This is a genomic window from Micromonospora sp. MGP-C2 (genome assembly GCF_057766525.1).
Genome location: NZ_JBYMEN010000002.1, coordinates 2,002,415 through 2,021,935, shown reverse-complemented (window position 1 = coordinate 2,021,935; position 19,521 = coordinate 2,002,415). Strand labels below are relative to the sequence as shown.

General features: G+C 70.9%; 13 protein-coding genes and 1 tRNA gene. 2 read left to right on the top strand and 12 right to left on the bottom strand.

Going from position 1 to position 19,521, the window contains the following annotated elements; translation table 11 throughout:
- Positions 1-51: 51 nt before the first annotated feature.
- The 5 genes from AC3CF1_RS08860 to AC3CF1_RS08840 form a co-directional block, all read right to left on the bottom strand.
- Positions 52-2,475: a transglutaminase TgpA family protein gene (locus AC3CF1_RS08860; RefSeq protein WP_488450074.1), complete on the bottom strand. Its 2,424-nt coding sequence runs from the start codon at positions 2,473-2,475 to the stop codon at positions 52-54.
- On the bottom strand, positions 2,451-3,629 hold the full coding sequence (locus AC3CF1_RS08855) for a DUF58 domain-containing protein (protein ID WP_354981023.1): 1,179 nt from the start codon (positions 3,627-3,629) through the stop codon (positions 2,451-2,453). Before AC3CF1_RS08855 ends, AC3CF1_RS08860 begins: the two co-directional genes overlap by 25 nt.
- Positions 3,630-3,643: 14 nt before the next feature.
- A complete protein-coding gene (locus AC3CF1_RS08850) occupies positions 3,644-4,639 on the bottom strand; it encodes an AAA family ATPase (protein WP_088949100.1) in 996 nt (331 codons plus the stop codon).
- Between the two features lie 27 nt (positions 4,640-4,666).
- On the bottom strand, positions 4,667-7,294 hold the full coding sequence (locus tag AC3CF1_RS08845; protein WP_488450073.1) for a fibronectin type III domain-containing protein: 2,628 nt from the start codon (positions 7,292-7,294) through the stop codon (positions 4,667-4,669).
- A gap of 151 nt (positions 7,295-7,445) precedes the next feature.
- The gene (locus tag AC3CF1_RS08840; protein WP_488450072.1) at positions 7,446-10,037 is read right to left on the bottom strand and encodes a hypothetical protein; all 2,592 of its coding nucleotides are present in this window, start codon (positions 10,035-10,037) and stop codon (positions 7,446-7,448) included.
- Positions 10,038-10,267: 230 nt separating this feature from the next.
- On the opposite strand from AC3CF1_RS08840, the gene AC3CF1_RS08835 reads away from it, so the two are divergent.
- Positions 10,268-10,351 (top strand) — tRNA-Leu (locus tag AC3CF1_RS08835).
- Here AC3CF1_RS08835 and AC3CF1_RS08830 read toward each other — a convergent pair.
- The 6 genes from AC3CF1_RS08830 to AC3CF1_RS08805 all read right to left on the bottom strand — a co-directional run bounded on the left by AC3CF1_RS08830 (position 10,333) and on the right by AC3CF1_RS08805 (position 17,663).
- Positions 10,333-12,015, bottom strand: coding sequence for a recombinase family protein (locus AC3CF1_RS08830; protein ID WP_099855544.1), 1,683 nt, complete (start codon positions 12,013-12,015; stop codon positions 10,333-10,335). The two genes, AC3CF1_RS08835 and AC3CF1_RS08830, sit on opposite strands and share 19 nt — an antisense overlap.
- A gap of 811 nt (positions 12,016-12,826) precedes the next feature.
- Positions 12,827-13,645, bottom strand: a complete 819-nt coding sequence (locus tag AC3CF1_RS08825) for an aminoglycoside phosphotransferase (protein ID WP_488450071.1) — start codon at positions 13,643-13,645, stop codon at positions 12,827-12,829.
- Between the two features lie 187 nt (positions 13,646-13,832).
- Positions 13,833-14,429 carry a GNAT family N-acetyltransferase gene (locus AC3CF1_RS08820; RefSeq protein WP_488450070.1) on the bottom strand — a complete coding sequence of 199 codons (597 nt, stop codon included), beginning with the start codon at positions 14,427-14,429 and terminating at the stop codon, positions 13,833-13,835.
- A gap of 107 nt (positions 14,430-14,536) precedes the next feature.
- Positions 14,537-15,214: a GOLPH3/VPS74 family protein gene (locus AC3CF1_RS08815; protein ID WP_488450069.1), complete on the bottom strand. Its 678-nt coding sequence runs from the start codon at positions 15,212-15,214 to the stop codon at positions 14,537-14,539.
- A gap of 11 nt (positions 15,215-15,225) precedes the next feature.
- Positions 15,226-16,230, bottom strand: coding sequence for an acetamidase/formamidase family protein (locus AC3CF1_RS08810; RefSeq protein WP_488452053.1), 1,005 nt, complete (start codon positions 16,228-16,230; stop codon positions 15,226-15,228).
- Positions 16,231-16,235: 5 nt separating this feature from the next.
- Positions 16,236-17,663, bottom strand: a complete 1,428-nt coding sequence (locus AC3CF1_RS08805; RefSeq protein WP_488450068.1) for an APC family permease — start codon at positions 17,661-17,663, stop codon at positions 16,236-16,238.
- 811 nt (positions 17,664-18,474) lie between these two features.
- On the opposite strand from AC3CF1_RS08805, the gene AC3CF1_RS08800 reads away from it, so the two are divergent.
- Positions 18,475-19,080, top strand: a complete 606-nt coding sequence (locus AC3CF1_RS08800; protein WP_488450067.1) for a hypothetical protein — start codon at positions 18,475-18,477, stop codon at positions 19,078-19,080.
- On the opposite strand, the gene AC3CF1_RS08795 is transcribed toward AC3CF1_RS08800, so the two are convergent.
- Positions 19,070-19,516, bottom strand: a complete 447-nt coding sequence (locus tag AC3CF1_RS08795; RefSeq protein WP_488450066.1) for a hypothetical protein — start codon at positions 19,514-19,516, stop codon at positions 19,070-19,072. The genes AC3CF1_RS08800 and AC3CF1_RS08795 overlap by 11 nt on opposite strands.
- Positions 19,517-19,521: the final 5 nt, after the last annotated feature.

Here is a 19,521-nt window from a genome sequence, read left to right as displayed (position 1 = left end):
ACCGTGGGAGGCCGGGGCCGGGGCCGGCCGGGGGAGGGGTGGGGTGGGGGACTAGTTGGGGTGGCGGGACTGGCGGGCTCGGTGGAGGGGGGACGGGTGGACGGACCAGAGCAGGCGGCGCCACCAGGGGCGGGCGGAGCGCAGGTTGGCGACGTAGACGGTGGCCAGGTCGGCGGCGCGGGCCGCCTGGTCGGCCGCCGCGGCGTCGGGGGCGAAGCCCACCCGATTGAGCAGCGCCGCCAGCTCGTCGACGGCCGGCTCGTCGCCGCTGCCGGTTGCGCCGTCGCCGGGTGCACTGCCCCCGGTTGGGCCTTCGCCGGTGGCGGTGCTGTCGGTCGCGTTGCCTCCGCTCGCTCTTGCTCGGGCTTCGGCGAGGGCCTGGCGGGCGTGCCGGGCCACCTCGGTGGCGGCCAGGTCGTCGCCGACCGGTCGACCGGCCAGCCGGAGCGCGTCGGTGACCTCCCGCCAGGCACCGGCGATGCGTTGACCGGGGTCACCCTGGACGAGGCGGGTACGGGTGAGCGAGCGGCGCATCGCCAGCAGGGTGAGCAGCAGCGCCCCCACCAGCAGCAGTAGGCCACCGCTGCCGGCGCCGACGAGCACCACTGTGGACGGCCGGCCAGAGTTGGGTGGCCCGTTCGGGGCGGCTACCGGCTCCGGCGAGGCGCTCGGCTCCACAGTGGGCGCCGGCGCCTCCGACGGTGGCGGATCCTCCGGTGTCGGCCGGAAATCCTCCTCGACCGGCCGAGGTTCGCTCTTCGGACGCGGCAGCGGGTCGAACGACACCCACCCCAACCCGTCGAAGAGCACCTCGGGCCACGCGTACGCGTCACCGGCCAGCACCGGCCCCTGCCCAACGGCGCGGAAGCCCACCACCACCCGGGTCGGCAGCCCGGAGAGCCGACCGAGCACCGCGAACGCCGCCGCGAACTGCTCCGAGGTGCCCTCCTGCCCGCCGCCGTTACGCGGCCCGAAGAGGAAGAAACTCAGATTCGGGTACGCGTGCCCGCTCGGCGCGTCCGCCGCCACCCGGTAGTGCTCGGCCAGGAACTGCTCGATCGCCAAAGCCCGCGCGAACGGCGCGCCGTTCTCCTCGGCGAGTTGCGCGGCCAGCCTGCGCATCGGGTCGGGCACCCCGTCGGCGACCCGCAGCACACGGGCCACCTCATCGCCGGCGGGCACGTTGGCGGTGGCCAACAGGTTCGAGTCGGGGTGTTCCTCGGCAGAGGTCACCGCGTACCGCAGCCCCGGCGTCAGCCCCTCCGGCCGGATCAGCGTCCCGCTCGCCGGGTCGTACGCCACCCGTGCGCCACTGACCTCCTGAGGCGTCGCCACGGCGGGCAGCAGCCGACCGCTCAGCTCCGCCACGGTGATCTGCTGACGGACCGTCCCCACAGTGCTGTCCCGGGGTGGCGTGGCCGCCGGCAGGATTCGGCCAGCGTTGCGGTACGTCGCGCCGACCCGCCAGGTCACCCCGTCGTAGTCGCTGAGCACCGCCAACCGGATCCGCACACCGCCACCGGTGTCCGCCGGCCCCGAGGAGGCGCCCGGCTCCGGCTCCGGCGAGGCGTCGTCGGACGGCGGAACCGGCGCGCCGGAGCGTTCCGTGCTCACGTCGAGGAGCTTCTGCTCCGGGTGCAGTGCCCAGCCGGAGATCCGGATCAGCGGGTTCTCGTCGAGCGTCTGCACCTGCGGCGGCTCCACGTACCGGCGCGGATCCACCGGTCGGCCGTCGACCTGACCGGCGACGACCGGGCCGAGCACCGCGACCAACCCGACCACCAGGGCCACCCCGAGCGCCGCGCTGGTGGCCAGCCGAAGCCGCACCGCCGCGCGTACCCGGGGAGTCAGGCTGGCGGCGGGATCGTCGCCGGCCGTTGCCGTGCTGGGCGGGCTCGCCAGGCCGAGCGCCGCGACCGCGACGAACGCCACCGTCGCCCCGACCGCCGGTTCGGCGTTCGGGCCGACCGCGTAGAGGGCGGCGGCGTAGAGCCCGGCCGGCGGCAGGTAACCCAGCAGCACCCGGCCGGCGCGCAGCGCCACCTCCGCTCCGGCCAGCCCGGCCAGCCAGGCGGCGACGACGGGCACGAGCACGGTGTCCGGTGCGGGCTCCACCGGAATCATCGCGGTGAGCAGCCGGGGGATGCCGTTGCGAGCGGCGTCCGCGGTGACCTCCAACAGGCCACCAGGAAGCTCGGCGTGGTTGGCGGCCAGCCGCAGCGACCAGAGCGTCCAACCGGCCATCGCGGCCACCGACAGCGGCGCCACCAGCCAGGACGGCAGCCGCCGGGTGGCGACACTGACCAGCACCGAACCGACCGCCGCGCCGATGACCAGCCGGGTCAGCAGGTCGCCCGCGTATACCCGACCCAGCACTACCCCGGCGAGCGCGGTCAACCCGATCAGCGCCACCGGGACGGCGGCCGCCCGCAGCACCCGCACGACGCGCGTCACCACCGGCGTACCCCGTCCCACTCGGCGGCGAACTGCGCGCCGTCTGCCGCGTCGACCACCACCAGGCCGGCCGCGCCCGGCGGCGTCGGCTCGGCCGCGCCGAACACCCCGACCACCACCGAGGGGTACGCCCCCCGAAGCGCCCCCACGTGCCCCAACTCGCCCCGGCCACCCGGGCCGGTCAGGAAGATCAGCGTGTCGCCGAGCCGGTCCTGACGCAGCCGGGTGGTGGCCGCGCGGACCGCGTCGTCGTCGCTCGACAACTCGGCGGCGGCGAGTCGATCCAACGGCCCGAGCGCGCCACCCCCATCCACCTCCCCGCCGGGTGTCACCGGCGCGGCCGGCTCCGCGGCGGCGAACAGCAACACCACTGGCAGGTCCGCGCGGTGCGCGGCGGTGACGATCGACGCTGCCGCCTCGCAGGCCGACTCGAACGACTCCACCACCCCACCCACCCGCTCCGGATGGGCGGTGGCGCGATTGTCCAGCAGGACGACCAGGCGGGGCAGGCTGGTGTCCACGTTCTCCCGCACCATCAGCTCACCCACCCGGGCGCTGGTCCGCCAGTGCACCCGGCGCAACTCGTCACCCACCACGTACTCCCGCAGCGAGTCGAACGTGATCGACCCGTGGGGGACCCCGTCCACCCGGCCGTCGAGGCTGCGCCCCGCGCCGGTGGGCACCGCCGTCAGCGGGTGGACCCGGGGGTACACCCAGACCGGCACCGTCGCGCCGTACGGGCGGGCCAGCGCCACCAACCCCAGCGGGTCGCGTCGGGTCACCCGCAGCGGCCCGACCGGCACCACCCCACGTCGGTGTGTCGGCACGTCGTAGCGGACGTCGGTGTCCCGGCCCGGACGCAGGCGCAGCACCGGCACCGGCACGGTGCGGTCCCCGCACCGGTCCTCGGCCAGCAGGTTCGCCGACCGCAACCGGCCGGAGTTGCGCACTGTCAACGTCATGCTTGCCGGCTCTCCGCGCGCCACCCGATCCGGGTCGGCCAGGCGGGTCACCGTCAACCGGGGCCGCCAGGCCGCGACCAGTGCGGCGTAGCCGACGGCCGCGCCGGCCGCCGCGCCGAGCAACGTCAACTCGGGGTACGCGAACCGGAAACCCACCCCCAGCAGGACGACGGCGGCGACGAGCAGCCCGACCCCGCGGGCGGTGATCCCCATGCCGCTGCTGCCGGTCAGCCCTGCACCGGAGCCGGCTGCCCCGACGGCAGAGGCACCGGCACCGAGGCGACGGCCTGGCGCAGCACCTCCCCGGCGGTCACACCGCGCACCTGGGCGTCGGGGGTGAGCAGCAGCCGATGCGCGAACACCGCCTCGACGAGCGCCTTCAGGTCCTCCGGCATGATCCAGCCCCGCCCGTCGATCAGCGCGTACGAGCACGCCGCGCGGGTCAACGCGATCACACCCCGGGGACTGACCCCGACCCGCACCTGCGGGTGGGTGCGGGTCGCGGCGGCCAGCCGGACCGCGTACGCGTAGAGCGGCTCGGCGATGTGCACCCGTCGGGCCATCCGGACCATCTCCCCGACGGTGGCGGTGTCGGTGACCGGGGCGAGCGCCTCGGGGGAGCGCACCGTCGCGCCGCGCAGCACCTCGACCTCCACCGCCTCGTCCGGGTAGCCCACGGACAGTTTCACCAGGAAACGGTCCAACTGCGCCTCGGGAAGCCGGTAGGTGCCGTCCATCTCCACCGGGTTCTGGGTGGCCACCACCAGGAACGGCGACGGCACCGGGTGCCGGACCCCGTCCACGGTGACGGTGCGTTCCTCCATCACCTCCAGCAGAGCCGACTGGGTCTTCGGTGAAGCCCGGTTGATCTCGTCGGCGATGACGATGTTGGCGAAGACCGGCCCCGGATGGAACTCGAAGTCCCGGGTCGCCTGGTTGAAGATCGTCACCCCCGACACGTCCGAGGGGAGCAGGTCGGGGGTGAACTGGATGCGCCGCCACTCACCCTTCACCGTGGCGGCGATGGCCCGCGCCAGGGTCGTCTTACCGACCCCGGGCACGTCCTCCAGAAGCACGTGACCCTGCGCGAAGAGCGCGGTCAGCGCCAGCCGAACCACCTGCGGTTTGCCGAGCACCACCGCGTTGACGTTCTCGGCCAGCCGGGCGGCCAGGGCCGCGAAGCCCTGGACCTCCGGTTGGGTGAGCGGCTCGTGGGTGTTCACGGTCGGTGGTGCTCCTTGCCTGGTGGTTCAGCAGGTGGGCAGGACATTGATGTTGTCGCCGCCCTCCAGGTTGAGCCAGGCCCACGGGATGTAGTTCTTCTTCCCGTTGAAGTCGACCTGCACCCACCAGGTGCTGCGCTTGTGGTTGTTGTAGACGTAGGAGTCGACGTCCTCGCCGGACTTCTTGCAGTACGCCTTCAGCCGGGTGCCGGGCTTCGCCCAACCGGCCTGCTGGTCGTTGTCCTGCCGGGTCACCTTGAAGACCTCGTTGCCGTTGCGGCCGTCGACTTCCCTGTCGCAGTAGGTGCGCTGATCGCCGTCGGACCCGTTGTTGCAGGTCGCGATCCCGTACAGCGACGGGGTGGCCTGCGCCCTCGTCGCCGTGCCCTTACCGGCGGCGTTGCTCGCCGTCACCGTGAACGTGTAGTTGGTGCCCGGCGTCAGCCCCGGCACCGTGATGCTGGAACACGCGCCGGCCTTCGCCGGCTCACCCGGCGTGCTCACCGAGCAGGTGGTCTGACCGCCACCGGCGTCCACTGTGAACGTCACAGTCGCCGACGTGGCGGTCGACGACGAGCCGGTCACCGTGACACGTGGTTCGGCGACCGTACGCGCGGTGGCGGTGGCCTCTGGGCCGGGCCCCGCCTCGTTGACCGCCTTCACCTTCACCGTCACGTTCTGGCCGTTGCCCAGCCCGGTGACGGTCGTGCGGGTGTCGGTCACCTCGCTGGCGCGCCCGCCGACATCCACCAGGTATCTCGTCACCGGCCGACCATTGGCCTCGGCTGGCGCCCACTGCACCGTGACCGCACCCGGCTGGTTGGCAACCGTGCCGGCGCGCAGGTCGAGTGGCCGACCGGGTGCCGCGAAAGGCACCACCGTGTTGCTGACCGGCGACGCCGCCGACCCCGCGCCCTTGTCGTTGACCGCCACCACGGTGAACGCGTACTGGGTGCCGAACTCCAGCTCACCGGCCGGCACCACCAGCTCCGTCTTCGTCGACTCGCCAGCCGGGGCGTTCGTCCCCGCCGAACTGGCCGTCACCGCGTACCTCGCGATCTTGTTGCCCTGCCCGTTCGCGGCCGGCCACTTCACCAGGACCGTGCCGTCCGGTCGCTCCTGGGCGGTGACGCTCGCCGGCGGATCAGGCACCGCGGCGGTCGGGGTCACCGGATTGCTGTTGCGCGGTGGACCGTCGCCCTTGGCGTTGACGGCGTGCACCGCGAACCGGTACGTCTCACCGTTGGTGAGGCCCTTGACCTCCACCGCACGCTGGTTGGCGCCCACCTGAAGGCGCTGGCCGGCGCCCTCCACCACGTACTTGATGATCTCGGCGCCGTTGGCGGCTGCCGGCCGCCAGCTCACCCGCGCCTGCGCGTTACCGGCGGCGGCGGTGACGCTGCGCGGCGCGCTCGGCTTGCCCACCCGGGGCTTCTTCGGCGGGGGCGGCGGCGGGGCAACCGGAGGCGGATCACCGCCGAGCACGTCGTTGGCGTACTTGTTGACCTCGCGCACCTGGTGCTTGTCGTCCACCACCCGGGCGGTCGCCGAGTCGGGGGAGTTGATGAACAGGTGATTCTCCCGGACCTCCAGCTCCAGCGGGCCGTTCGCCCGCCCGCCGATGGTCTCGACCAGTTGACCGCCCCCGTCGAAGGCGTAGATGGTGCCGGTGGCCTCGTCGGCGCAGTAGAACCGGTCCGCCCAGGCCACCGCCGGGCTGAGTCGGTCGCCCTCGCCCGGCACGGTGAACGCCCTCTCCTCACCACCGTCACCCACCACCAGCACCCGCCGGTCGGCGGGCACGGTGACCGGGACCCGGGAGCCACTGGTGCGCGAGGGCAGTGCCGCCGGACCGGACAGCGTCAACGGCGTCGGGTGGACCTTGCCGCTCTGCACCCGCACCAGCTTGCCGGCCGTACGGTCGAGCACCGCCACCCCGTCGTCCAGGGTGGAAACCTGCAACTCGTGGCTGGCCTCGGCGACGTCGTAGGAGTCGACACGCTCCGGCCGGAGCCCGGCACCGGGTGAGGCCGCCGAGGCCGGAGCGGACGGCAGTTTGGCGGCGGTGATCGCCGAGACAGTGCCCTGGCTGGGGACAGCGATCCACAGCCGGCCCTTACCGTCGAAGGTGCCGCCGGTGATGCCCGGCGGGTAGCGCACCGGCTCACCGACCGGAGACAGCGACCGCGGGTCGAGCTGCCGAACGATGCCCTGCACGGCGTCGACGATGAACGCCGCGTCTTCGTGCAGGGCCACGCTCACGCCCAGGCCAGGGGTCGTGCGGGTGGTCGCGGTCAGTTGCAGGGTCGCCAGGTCCAGAGAGCTGACCTGCCCGGTCTGGAGGTCACGCAGGATCAGCAGCCGATCGGTCTGGGTCACCTGCATCGGGTGCTGGCGGGCGGCGGGGATCTCGGTGCGGGTGTCCACCCGGGCGGTGACCCCGTTGACCCGGGCCAGCTCACTGCGCGCCGCGCTCCACAGCCAGGAACTCGCGTCGTAGTTGGCCACCGCGTTGTCCGCCGCGCCCAACCCGAGGACGGTCAGCCCCATGGCGGCCAGCAGCGCGGTCACCGTGCCGATGGTCACCAGCCCGCCGCGAAACCGGGACCGGAAGCGGGGGGCGTCGGTCCGTACGGCGTCGTCCATGCTGGCCACAGCCGGCTGCCTTCCCTGAGTCGTGGCAGGTGGCGCGCCTCGCGGCGACCCCTCCCCTGAGCCGGGTGCCATCATATGGCGCTGCTGGTGGCGGGGGAACCCGCACGGTCACCCCTGTGGATACCGAGCGTGTGCGTTGTGGACGCCCAGTTCAGCTCGGCGACGGCCGTCCTGAGGGCTTTCCGCTCGGCGGGGTGCTGCGCTCCCGCGCCGTGCAGACCTGCCCCGAAGTCGCAAAGCTGTCAGTGGAGTAGACCGCCAACACGGTGAAGCAGTGGTCCACTCGCGAGTTCAACCCGTTGACCGTGTAGCTGGTCTTCCCCGGGTCCACGGTGGCCACCACGCCCAACGCCTGCCCGGCACGTCCGGCGGCGACCATGAACGGCACCGCGCCACCGGACGGATCCGTCCAGGTCAGCGTGATGGCGGTCGAGTTGTCCCGAAGCTTCAGGTCCCCCGGAGGAGGACCGGCCGCCGTCGGTGCCGCCCCCGTCGGTGCCACCGCCGTCGGTGCGCTGCCCCCGGGCGGCGGGTCGTCGCGGGTCAGCACGACCGCACCCAGCCCGGCCACCGCCACGACAGCCACCCCGGCCGCGACCACCGCGCCGATCAGCGTCGCACGGTTGCGGCCCGCCGAGTCGCTCTCGTCGGCGTACGCCGGCCGGTACGCGTCCGGTCCGGGGTGGTGGTACTGCTGACCCGGGTAGGGCGCCTGGAACGGCCGGTGATCCTGGATCGGGCGGTGCTCCTGCGTCGGGTACTGGTCCTGCTCGGCCTGGGTCGGCTGCTGGCCCTGGTGGTACTGCGGGGCCGGTCGCGGCGCGGTCGGCGGCGGCGCGCTGCCCCCACCCGGTGACCAGGCCGCCGGAGACGGCTCGACGGAGCGCGGCTGAAGGGCGCCCGGTGTCGGCTGGGACGTGACGGGCTGGGCCGAACCGGCGAAGTCCCTGGCCGGACCACTGCCGGGCGCGACGGCCGGGAGCACCTCGGTCTGCTCGGACGCTGCGGCCCGGGCCCGCTGCGTCGGCACCACCGCGGCGTCGAGGATGTCCAGCCCGAACTCACCGCCGTCCGCGCCGGTGCGCTCCGCGTCCGTTTGGAGCGGCCCAGCGTCGCCGGCACCGGCAGTTGGCGGTGGGCCGGTGCGGCTCCACGGTGGCGCGGTCAACCCCCACGGCGGTGCGGGTGGTGCGCTGACCGGCGGCGCGGAGACGGGTGGCGCGCTCATCGGGCGCGCGAGGAAGGGGGGCGCGCTCATCGGCGGCGCGGAGATCTGCTGGCCGAACGCGGGTGGTGCGGACACGGGGTAGGTGTGCCCGGGTGGCCCGGATACCGGGTGCGCCGGGGGTCCGGAGACCGGGTGGGCCGGTGGCGCCGAGACGGGGTGGCTCGGTGGTGCGGAGACCGGGTGGGCTGGTGTTCCGCTGACCGGCTGCGCTGGCCCTGGGTGACTCCTGCTCGGGGATTGGCTGCTCGGAGAGGCCAGCTCGGCAGCGACCGCGTCGGCCGGTGCGCTCGCCCCGGGGGCCCTCACTCCCGTTCGGGCAGCCTCCTCGGCGAGTAGCGGTTCGATCTGCCGTACCTGGATCGTCGGGTCGTCCCAGCGGGGCGCCGGCAGCCCGGATGCTGGCGTCGGGGAGGTCGCGGTCGGGGCGGTTGCGCTCGATGGCCGATGGGAAGCGTCGACCGCCGGGTCGTCGCCGACCCGTTGACGGGGCGCTGTGGCGGGCCCGGACGGTGATCGGTGTGGTGGCCGCTGACCGGACGACGGGACCGGATGGCTCTCGGCCCTCGGCCGCGGTGGCTGGCTGTCGACCCTTTGCCCGGCTGGCTGGCTTACCGCCCTCGGCCCTGGCTGGGTGTCGACCGCTGGCAGGGACGGCCCCGGCGGCTGCTGGTCGAGGACTCGGCGGGGCGCCACCGTGGGGACCGCGGTTTCGGACGGTTGCTGGCCGGCGGGCCGAAGCGCCGGCCCTGGCGCGGCAGGCGCCGTCGGGGCGGTGGGTGGACCGGGCTGCGCCCGCGCGATCGAGGAGGGTGCGGACTGCACCCGAGAAACCTGAGGCGACGCTGTGGCGGCGTTACTGGGCGGGGTGGGTGCGGCGGGTGCTCGTACCCCTGAAGGGGTTGCGGCCGGCGAAGCCCAGGGTGAGGTGGTGGCGGCCTGGCCACCAGCGGAGGGTCGCATCGCGGCCAGGGTCGCCAGCGACAGCGTCGGCCCGGACAGCGCCGACCGGGCGCCGGCGTCGGCCGCCGCACCGACCGGCTCCGCGGTGGGCGTCGGCGGTGGGCCGGGCTGCTCGGTCGGCGCCGAGGCGGGTGGGCCGAGGTAGGCCCGGGCGGCGCGTACCACCGGGTGGTGCTCCCCGAGCACGGCGGGCCCAGCGGTGGCGACGCGGGTGTAGTTGCGGCGGGCCTCGTGCCGGTTGCCCAGCTCTTCGGCTACCTCGGCGAGCTCGAAAGCGAGCGCGAGCAGCACCGGGTCGGAGTGCTCCCACCGCCGCTCGCCCGCGGCGAACGCCTCCTCCAACACCCGGCGGGAAGCGAGCGGATCGTCCGCCTCGCGGTGCAGCCGTGCCAGCAGGTGCGCGGTGTGCAGCACCTCCGGGTGATCATCGGTGTACGGAGGGGGAGGGGAGCCGACAGCCTCCGCGAGCAGCTGCCGGGCGGCGCTGAGGTCGCCGGCAGCGCGCAGGGCGAGGGCCCGGTGCTGGGCGGCTGCCAGAGGGGAGGGATGGGACACACGGCAATGCTGCCGTCAGAGGGCCACCGGACGCTACCCGGACACGCCTGGGCGCCGTGTCCGTGAGGCGTTTGAGGCGGCCTGAACAGGGGCGGAAGCGTCGGAACGGAGGTGCCGGAAGGCGATGTGCATGATCCACGAGCGGCGTGTACAGTAACTCCCCGTGCGGCCCGCCGTGCCGACTACCGATGGAAAGATCATCTGGTCGGCGAGGTAGGCTCAACGTGTAGGTCCGGGTGGCGGAATGGCAGACGCGCTAGCTTGAGGTGCTAGTGCCCGTATAGGGCGTGGGGGTTCAAGTCCCCCCTCGGACACAAACCATTACCCCACGGTGCGCGCTGAGATCGACTGCAGCGCGCACCGTTTGCGTTTCAGGCTGGTAGTTCAGCCGGAGACCGAGTTGCCGGTAGACCTCGGCCTTGTCGGCCGGGTCGGCGTCGCGGAGCACGGCGGTGATGTCGCCGAGCGCGTTCACCAGGGTCGTGATTTCTGCTCGGCTCATCCTGCGCGGGGCGGTGCCCACACTCGCGTGGAGATCCGCTTCAGCCCGCGCACGTTCGGCCTGGGTCTGCGCGATCCAGCCGGTGACCACCGCTGGGTCGGCTCCAGCGTCGAGGGCGGCCCGGTAGCGCTCCAACTTGGCGTCGCACTCGGTGATAGTCGTCTGTGCTGCTGGGGCGGTTGCGGGCGGATGTTCCAAGGGCTGAGCGTCGGCCATCGCGGTGATCGTGTGTTCGATGCGGTGGGGTGCGAAGGCGGCGGCCAGCCAGGTGTCGATCGGGTCGGTGAGGGCATCCTCGCGCAGGTACACGTTGCTGGGATGCTCAACCTGGTTGGCGAGGGCGTATTCCTGCGGGAAGCGGCAGCGGTAGTAGGCGTCGCCGTGGTTGTACTGGCCCTGCATGCGTCGGTCGCAGGCGGCGCAGTAGATCATGCCCCGGAAGACGTACGGGTTGCGGGTGCGCTGCCGGACGTGCTGTCCGCCGGTTCCTCGTCCGCGTCGTTGCAGTATCGCTTGGGCCTGCTCGAAGGTCGCGTCGTCGATGAGTGGCTCATGGGTGATGTCCTTGGAGACCACCCATTTGTCGCGGGCGTTCCAGCGCATGACGCCGGTGTGACCCATTGCCACGTCGTCGACGTCGAGCAGTACTTCGTCGGTGCGTTGCTTGTTCCACACCTGCCGCCCTGTGTAGCGGGGGTTGGTGAGGATGACGCGGACGGCGCTCTTGGACCAGGCGATGCCGCTACGGTGCCGGTTGCGGGCCCGGTCGTGTGCCGATGGGCAAGGCACGTGGTTGGCGGTAAGTCCCTCGGCGATGGCGAAGAGGCCGATACCGGCGAGGAACTCGGCGAAGATCTGCCGGACGATTGGAGCGGTCTGTTCGTCCGGAGTAAGGCCCTTGAGGTGTTTGCCGTCGGCGGCCTTGGCGGGGTTGGGGTGGGGTCCAAGATCGCGGAGTGTGTAGCCGTAAGGTGGGCGCCCACCCAGGTAGCGGCCCTCAAGGAGGGTCTGGGCGGCCATGGCGGTGCGAACGCGCAGTTTGATCCGGTTGCGCTCACCCTTGCTCATGCCCCCGAAGACGGACATGACGAGTTCGTGTGCCTCGTTGTCGGGGTCGATGGGGCCGCCAATCTCGGGGACCCAGAGTTCGACGCCGTAGTGGACGAACAGCGGCGCTGTGAGGCCGAACTGGTTGCCGTAGAAGGCGCGGTGCGGTTCGCCGACGACGACGGCGGAGAACCCTCGCCCGGGGTTACGCAGAGCCGCGAGAATGAGATTGGCTTGGGTTCGGCGCTGCCACGGGAGGGAACGGCTCTGGCCGATATCGAAGTATTCCGCGACAATTCGACCGTTGTGTGGCTGGATGAGTGTGTTCGCCCGAGTCAGTTGCCAGCTCCGGGACGATTCGGGGTCCTGGTTGTCCTCGGTCGAGACGCGGCCGTAAAAGGCGAAGGTTTTCGGTTGAGGGGTGGTCATCTGTTCTCCTCGATCGAGTTGTCTGTGCGGCGGTCGTTGACCCGTCTGAGCAGCTTCAGCAGAGCGGCAGCGGCACCAGGGTGCAGCTCCGGTGGCCTCTGGGGAGCTTCCACCTTGATGAACGCGGTCGTCGCTCGCCCGTTCGCGTCGTTGACCGTCCATGAAGCGTCGCCTCCACTGGGTCGGTCAAGTCGTGTTTCCGTCCCAGGGTCGGACTCCTTGCGTTGCCGATTTTGGTGATCGGACGGCAGAGTCATGCGCCTCCGTCCGGTGGCTGACCCGGCGGCGACATCCGTCGGTGGCAGGGCATCGTGTTAGAGGCGCGCGCTGTGTTGGATGGGTGGGTTGTCATGGAGGGGTCCTCCGAAGTTGATTCGTGTGCCGGTTGCTCCGGCGGGCATGAAGAAGCGGCCGACGCCGTCAGGCATCGGCCGCTTGTTGAGCAGGGGCAGGCGTTACATCTATGCGTCGGTCATGTCCCTCAGGGGCCTTGAGACCGGCTAGCGCTGCTGGGGGGCGCGGCTTGGTTGTGGGTATCGCGTGGACTCGGGCGCTCGGAGACCACTCTGTTCACACCGAAGAGGTCGCTGGTTCGATACCAGCATCGCCCACCCTTAGTTTTTGCAGGTCAGAAGCCCGTTACCGGAGTCATCGGTAACGGGCTTTGCGGTATGTGCGGCTTACATTGGGAGCAGATTGGGAGCAGCGCGGCTGGTTGTCGGTTCGGGCCGCCATGGACCGCCCGGCTGAGTGAGCTGATTTGCGGTCCCGGGCGGGCCTGTTGGCTGGTTGAGGAGCACCGGCGCCCACATCACGAGAGGGTGCCCCCGCGCTTTGGCTCACGGGATGACTGGTGGCCGTCGGTCCGGTGGTCCGCCCACTCGCCGGTCCACATTGCGAGGTCGTGTACCCAGGTCTCGGTGTTCTGCCGGGACTTGGCCGCCCACTTCGTTGCGTTCTTTGAGGCGAAGTCGTCCAAGACCTGTCGGTCGGTCGCGGTCCATGCGGGAAGCTGGGTGAGCCACTGTTCTGCCTGCTCGGCGGTGTGGCCGCTGCCGATCAGCCATGGGACGAGCAACGCGAGTTCGACCCATGCGGCGGCCTTGGTTGCCCACGCCCAGTCGACGATTCGTAGGCCGAGTGGTGTCACGATCAGGTTGGCCGGGTTGAGGTCCGAATGGATGAGTGTCCCGCCGTCCATCGCCGGGTGCGCGAACCCGAGCCGGGCTGCCGGGGTGAACCACGTCTCGCCGGGCGCAGGCGTCTCCTGAAGTGCTGTCAGGGTGGCTAGGAGTAGATCGAGGTCGGTGCTGCCGGGAGACAGGTCGGGGTGGGGACCGGGAAGCTGCTCGGTCCCCACCACCAGCCAGCCATCGGATTCGAACTGCCACAGGACCGCGGGCGGGTGCCGGTCGGTGGCCCGGGTTACCGCCAGTTCGTAGCGCAGCGGCCGAACACTCAACTCGCCGGAGGCCGCCTTGACGAATATCTGTCCGGCTGGTCCGGTGACTGTCGAGGCGATCTCAGCGTGGTCGCCACTGGAAGCCTGGGCGACGTCAAAGGTTCCGCCGACCCGTTCGGCGATCCCGGCCGTGACACTCTCCGGCAGAGCGGTCCAATCCCTACGCATCGGTTCTCTTCCCTGCTACTTGCTCGGCCGAGGCGGGGTTGGCGGACAGCAGGACCCAGCCTCGCCACCCCAAATCCGGTGTCCACCCGGTAGCCGGTCTCAGGTCTCGTCCCCGCGAGTGGCGGATGGGTCATGGTTGCAGACTTGGGTGACTGGTCTGGCCCTCGGTCGCGGTCGTCCTGGTTGGCTAGATGTCGCCGTGAAGAGGGCTGCGGCGCATGGAACAGATGACCGGACCTTCGGGCAATTGAATCGCCGATCCTGGGATGTAGCCATGCCGGACGTACAGGCTCTGGGCATCGGGGGTGGTGCTAGTCCAGGACAGTAGGTTCACATGGTCGAGTCGACTGCGATGGTGGCTGAGCAGGGACGTGCCGTGTCCTGACCGCCTGGCGCTGGGCGACACGGCGAGGAACGCGAGGTGGTAGTGGGGTTCAATGGGTCGATCTTTGGCAAGTAGCTGATCGAGTAGATCGAAGCGATCGCTGTGGGGGCCTGCGGCATCGCCTAGGCGGGTGGGGTAGTTCGCTGGTGGCGGGATGGGCCGGTATCGGTGGAAGCCGACGGTGGCGGCGGTGGCGTCGTCGGTGAGGTGGGCGTCGCCGTAGAACAGGGCGTGCTCGACCCAGATGGCGAGGACGTCGGTGAGGATTCGACGTCGTGGGCCCGGGTCGGGGATCAGCCAGGTTGCGAGAGGGCTGGGATAGAGGGCGTCGGCGATGAGTGCGGCGACGTGGTCTTTGTCTGCCCAACGGGCGGCGCGGATACGCGGGACAGTGTCCATGGCGGGGGTTTCCTTCGAAGGCTCTTGGTTGGGTCAGGAGTTGCGGCTGCTGGCGGCAGGGCTGTGGACGAAGGACAGTTGGTAGCCGTCGACCAGGGGGCCGGTCCTTAGCGGTAGGCGGCGGTGGCGAGGTCACCGACGGCAGCGTCGACGGCGGCGGTGATTTCGCGTACCGGCTGGTAGTGCTGCGCGGCGACGGACTTCAGGCGGCTGGTCAGGGTGGCGGTGTCGTCGTCGAGGTAGAGGTGCTGGGTGAGGCCGAGGTCAGCGAGGAGGCCGGCGAGGGCGGCGGTGTGGTTGTCGGGTTGTTCGCGGCCAGCGGCGAGGTAGCGCAGGCGGGAACGGGCCACGACGGCCCATTTGCTGTCGGTCGCGAGGTAGGTGTCGGCGCGTATGAGGCCGCCGAGGCGCCGTCGGGTGTGGTGTCGCAGGATTCCGCCGGCGACGAGGCCGGCGCGGGTGCGGTCGTAGAGGTCGTCGGAGAAGCCGCGCAGCCATGCCCGCAGGGGTGGGTGGGTGTGGCGGATGGTGGCGGTCGCGGCGTCGGCGATCAGGTCTCCGACTGGGCGGTCGATGTGTGGGTGTATCCGTTGGTGGTTGGCCGGGCGGGTGTCGTCGTTCGGGTCGAGGGTCACCCGCCCGGCCAGGTACAGGTCGATCAGGACCGCGCCCGCGAGCCCGAGGGCGAGGGTCTGCCGGTGCACGTGGGGGTGTCCGGTGTCGTCGTCGTGGCCGAGGAGGAACAGCTCATCGCGCAAGGGCAGGCGCGGTATCGACGCGGTCATCGGCGGGGCTCCTACCGCAGCCCGGCGGTGAGTCGCCGCAGCCGCTCGTGTGCCCCGCCGTACGCGGGTCCGGGGGCGGGGAGCATTGTTTTGTCGATGGCGGCGAGGACGGTGTAGTTGGGGTCGCACACGTTGCCGATCGGTGCCCGCCCCGCTTGCGACACGAGTTGGTAGGCGTCCAGGGTTTCCAGGCCGGTCAGGGCGCTGGCCCAGCCGACGAGGTCGTGCTGGGCGATGCGGTAGGCGTCCTCCAACGGGCGGGCGCACCCGAGGATCAGGATGTCCCGGTCGGTCTCCAACCGCGGCCAGAGTGTGGTGACGCCTTTGATGACGTCGATGGCGAGGGTGGTGGTCGTGGCGATCTCTACGCCGACGCCGCAGGCCTCGCCCTCGCCCTGGCGGGCGTGCCCGTCGCCGAGGGCCAGCATCGCTCCGTGGACGTTCACCCCGAGGTAGAGGGTGGTGCCGGCGCGCAGGTGCGGGGTGTCGAGGTTCCCGCCGTGGGTGTCGGGCACGAGGGTGGATCGGGCTTCGAACCCGCCGGGGGCGACACCGATCGTGCCGATCATCGGGTCCAGCGGCAGGTCCACGCTGTGGTCGCTGCGCGTGGCCTCGAACCGTACGGTCCCAGCCTGCCGGTCGATGCCGTACACCCACACCCGCTCCTGAAGCGGCGGCTGCAGGGTGGCGGTATGGGAGGTGGACGTCAGCGCCCCGAAGTGCGGGAACGTCGAGGACACACCCCAGTCCCGCGTCGGGGTGATGGCGGCGAGGTGGACGGCGAGGGTGTCGCCGGGCTCGGCGTCCTCGACGAAGAACGGCCCGGACACCGGGTTGAGGTACGGCATGCGGCACACCTGCGACGGCAGGTCCGCCGGCCCCCTGACGAGACCACCGAAGCAGTCCTCCGTCACCACGGTGAACACGTCACCGCCGCGCACGTGCGCCACCGGCATCCGACCGCCGAAGGTGTACGCCAGCTCGTCCCGAGCCGGTCGGTAGGTGAACCTGTCCATCCCGGTCACACCCGCTCCACGTGACGCGCCTGCGGCTGCGCCGGCGCCAACCCCGACAGGGCAGGTCGGCGGCCGGACAGGTACAGGCCAGCCAGGACGATGACGCCGAGGGTGAGCCAGGCCAGGCCAAGGCGCTGGGCGGCAATGTTGGCGTTGACGACCACCCAGACCAAGATGGCGAAGCCGAAGGCGGGCATGACCAGGTGCGCCCACCAGTTCCCGCTGCGCCGCCGGACGAGGTGGTGCACCACGACCGAGACGTGCAGGACCAGGAACGCGACCATCGCCCCGAAGTTGATCAGCGACGACAGCAGAGTGATCCCATCCGCACGGGTCGCCATGTACAGGCCCAGTGCCAGGGACACCGCGCCGGTGAGCAGCGTCGCGTTGATCGGCACGTTGCGCCGGATCGACACCTTCGCCAGAAACGCCGGCAACTGCCGGTCCCGGGCCATCGCGTACAGCAGCCGAGACGTGGCGACCTGCGCGACCATCGAGTTTGGCAATCCCCACGCGATGGCTGTCGCGACTGCACACAGCGTCGCCAGCCAACCCCCACCAGCCACTGCGGCGGCGTTGTAGAACGCGGTCCCGTTCGGATCACCCTCGGCGAGAAGCCTGCCCGGATCAGGGACGAGCATCGCCGCGAGCCACGTCTGCGCGACGAACAACACCCCCGCCAAGACCAAAACGGTGGCCATCGCGCGGCCGATCTGCCGGGAGCCGCCCCTGCTCTCCTCGGCCAACATCGAGATGCCGTCGAAACCGAGGAAGGACAGCACCGCGATCGACACCGCACCCGCCACCACCGACCAGGTGAACGTGTCCGCGCTGTAGAACGCTTCCCAACCGAACCGGCCCCTACCCGACGCGATGGCCCAGCCGGCGACGGCCAGGAACACCGCCAGCACGATCAGCTCGCCGATCAACATCACCCGCGTGACCAATGCGGTCATGCGGATGCCGACCGAGTTGACGACGGTGTTGACCGCGACGAACCCGAAGAGCCACAGCCACACCGGCACCGCCGGGACCGTGGTGTGCATCGCCACCGACGCCACCAGATACAACAGCCCCGGTACGAGGACGTAGTCCAGGAGGATCACCCAGCCGGCCAGGAACCCCACCGGCGCGCTGATGCCGCGGCCCGCGTAGTTGTAGACGCTGCCCGACATCGGGAACGCCTTCACCATCTGCGCGTACGAGAAGGCGGTGAACACCAACGCCACCACACCGATCACGTATGCCAGAGCGACCATCCCGCCCGAGCCGGCGTACACGCTGCCGAAGATCGCCATCGGTGCGATCGGCACCATGTACACCAAGCCGTACGCGACCAGATCCCGAAATCTCAGTTGCCGGCTCAGCTCCTGGCGGTATCCGTAGCGGGCCAAATCCTGCTCGTGCACAACATCCTCCGCGGTTTCAGGCATCAGTGGGATGGAAAACTTGCGCTTGCTAAGTTCGCCAAAGGGGCGAAGCAGACCGTCGATTCATCCATCTGGCATCGCTCGTTCGGAAGAAGCACCGCTTTGGCTGTTTTGATACCGCCGCGACCGCCACCGTCGGCAGCACAATCAGCGCGGCTTTTCCGCGCACCGACATAGCTGCCACCGGCGGCCCACTCTCACTCGCGAAATTCGGATCGCGCCGCCACGGCACGCGCTCACATCGCCGCCTGGGCCGGTGGGTACGGCTCTGCCGCCACGTCCGCTCGACGCCGTCTCGCGCGGCGAACGCCGATTCGTTGCCGACAGGTTTGCCGTAACAAGCACCTGCTCGTGGATTGGCCCGTTGGCGGAGAGTTGCCGGTCGGTCGACGCCAGCAGCTGCGGTGCGATGACTGGATGCGTCACCAGTGGCGTGATCCGCAGGGGCATGAGCCCCCTGGCAACAGGCACGGCGAACCTTCCCTCGGTGAGTTGGTTTCGCTGGCTGGTGAGTACAGCTCAGCGGCGGCGATGACGCCGGCATAGAAAGACCTAAGACGAGATCGATCAATGTCGGCTAGTCGCGCCAAGCAGTTCTGACATTCCGTTGACATTCCCGGCAACGCCAACATCTGCCGTAGATGAATGTCAGAGGAATGTCGGAGATGGACGGCAGCCCTTATCGACACAGCCAGCGGCGACCTTTGATGTTTGGGTCAGCGTCCGCGTCGACGTCGCTGGCGATGAGGGACCGCGGCCGCGATGCGGCGCGTCGGTCTGCCGTGTCCACGGACCCCTTGGGAGGGCATGCACCATGACCAGTTCATTCATGCCGGAGGCTGGAGAGGTTGGCCGTCGGGCCGCCGAGATCCTCGACAAGATGCAGGCGCACCCGGCCTACGGCCGGCTGCAAAGCTCGTCGATGAAGTACTCCACCTGCTGGGCCACGTTCACCGGCTACCCGGCTATCAGCCGTTGGTCGCTGGAGCGCGATGCCGCTCCGCTGCTGAACGAAGCGCTGCGCGTGCTGGCGCTCAAAGCTGCCGTGTTCGAGCTCTCCGGCGGCGACGAGCACGCCGCTGAGCTGCTGGTGCCGGCGCCGGTGGACGAGATGATCCACGCCGTGCTGGCCCAGTTCACGCTGATGACGCGCCTGCAGAGCGACTTGGGCGTTACCTTCCCCCATGCCACCGAGTTGGAGGAGTTCACCTACACCCGTGGCGGCATCACCGACGCCTACTACGCCGCCGCCGGGTGGAGAGAGCAACCACTGCGGTACTGGCTGGACTCGGCCGAGGTGAATCGGCGTCTCGGCCTGCTCAACGAGCGCTACCAGGCGGCCGGCCTCGGCCGGGACGGACGCAGCCACGACTTCGACTTCGACCGGAACGCGCCGGTTGCCGCCGGGGTCAGCGGTTAGCCAACTCCACCGAGAGCACCCGCCGCAGGGCCGTCACCGCTTCCTTCGCTCCGAACCGTTCGGCCGCCAGCCGCTCGGCGCGGGCAACAGCGGCGAAGATCCCTTCGGCGGATGCCTCCCGCAAGACAGCTACGAGCCAACCTTCCAGGTCCACCACGTCGGCGGGCAACTCCAGCGCCGCCGCCGTCGGCGCCGGTCGGGGCGCCTGAACGGGGACCACTTCCCCGGCCGAGGCGTACCGGCCGGCGGGAAGGCCCACCCGGAACGGGTGAACGCAGACGGCGACGCCGTCCGCGGTTGCCCGCCACCCGAGGTCAGGTCGGTACGCGAATTCGGGTCCCGGCCGGTCAATGACATCGAACTGGCCCAGCCCGAGCTGCTGAGCCGGACACACCACGCAGGTCTGTTCACACCACTGCGGAAGGGGCCCCGACATGCCGC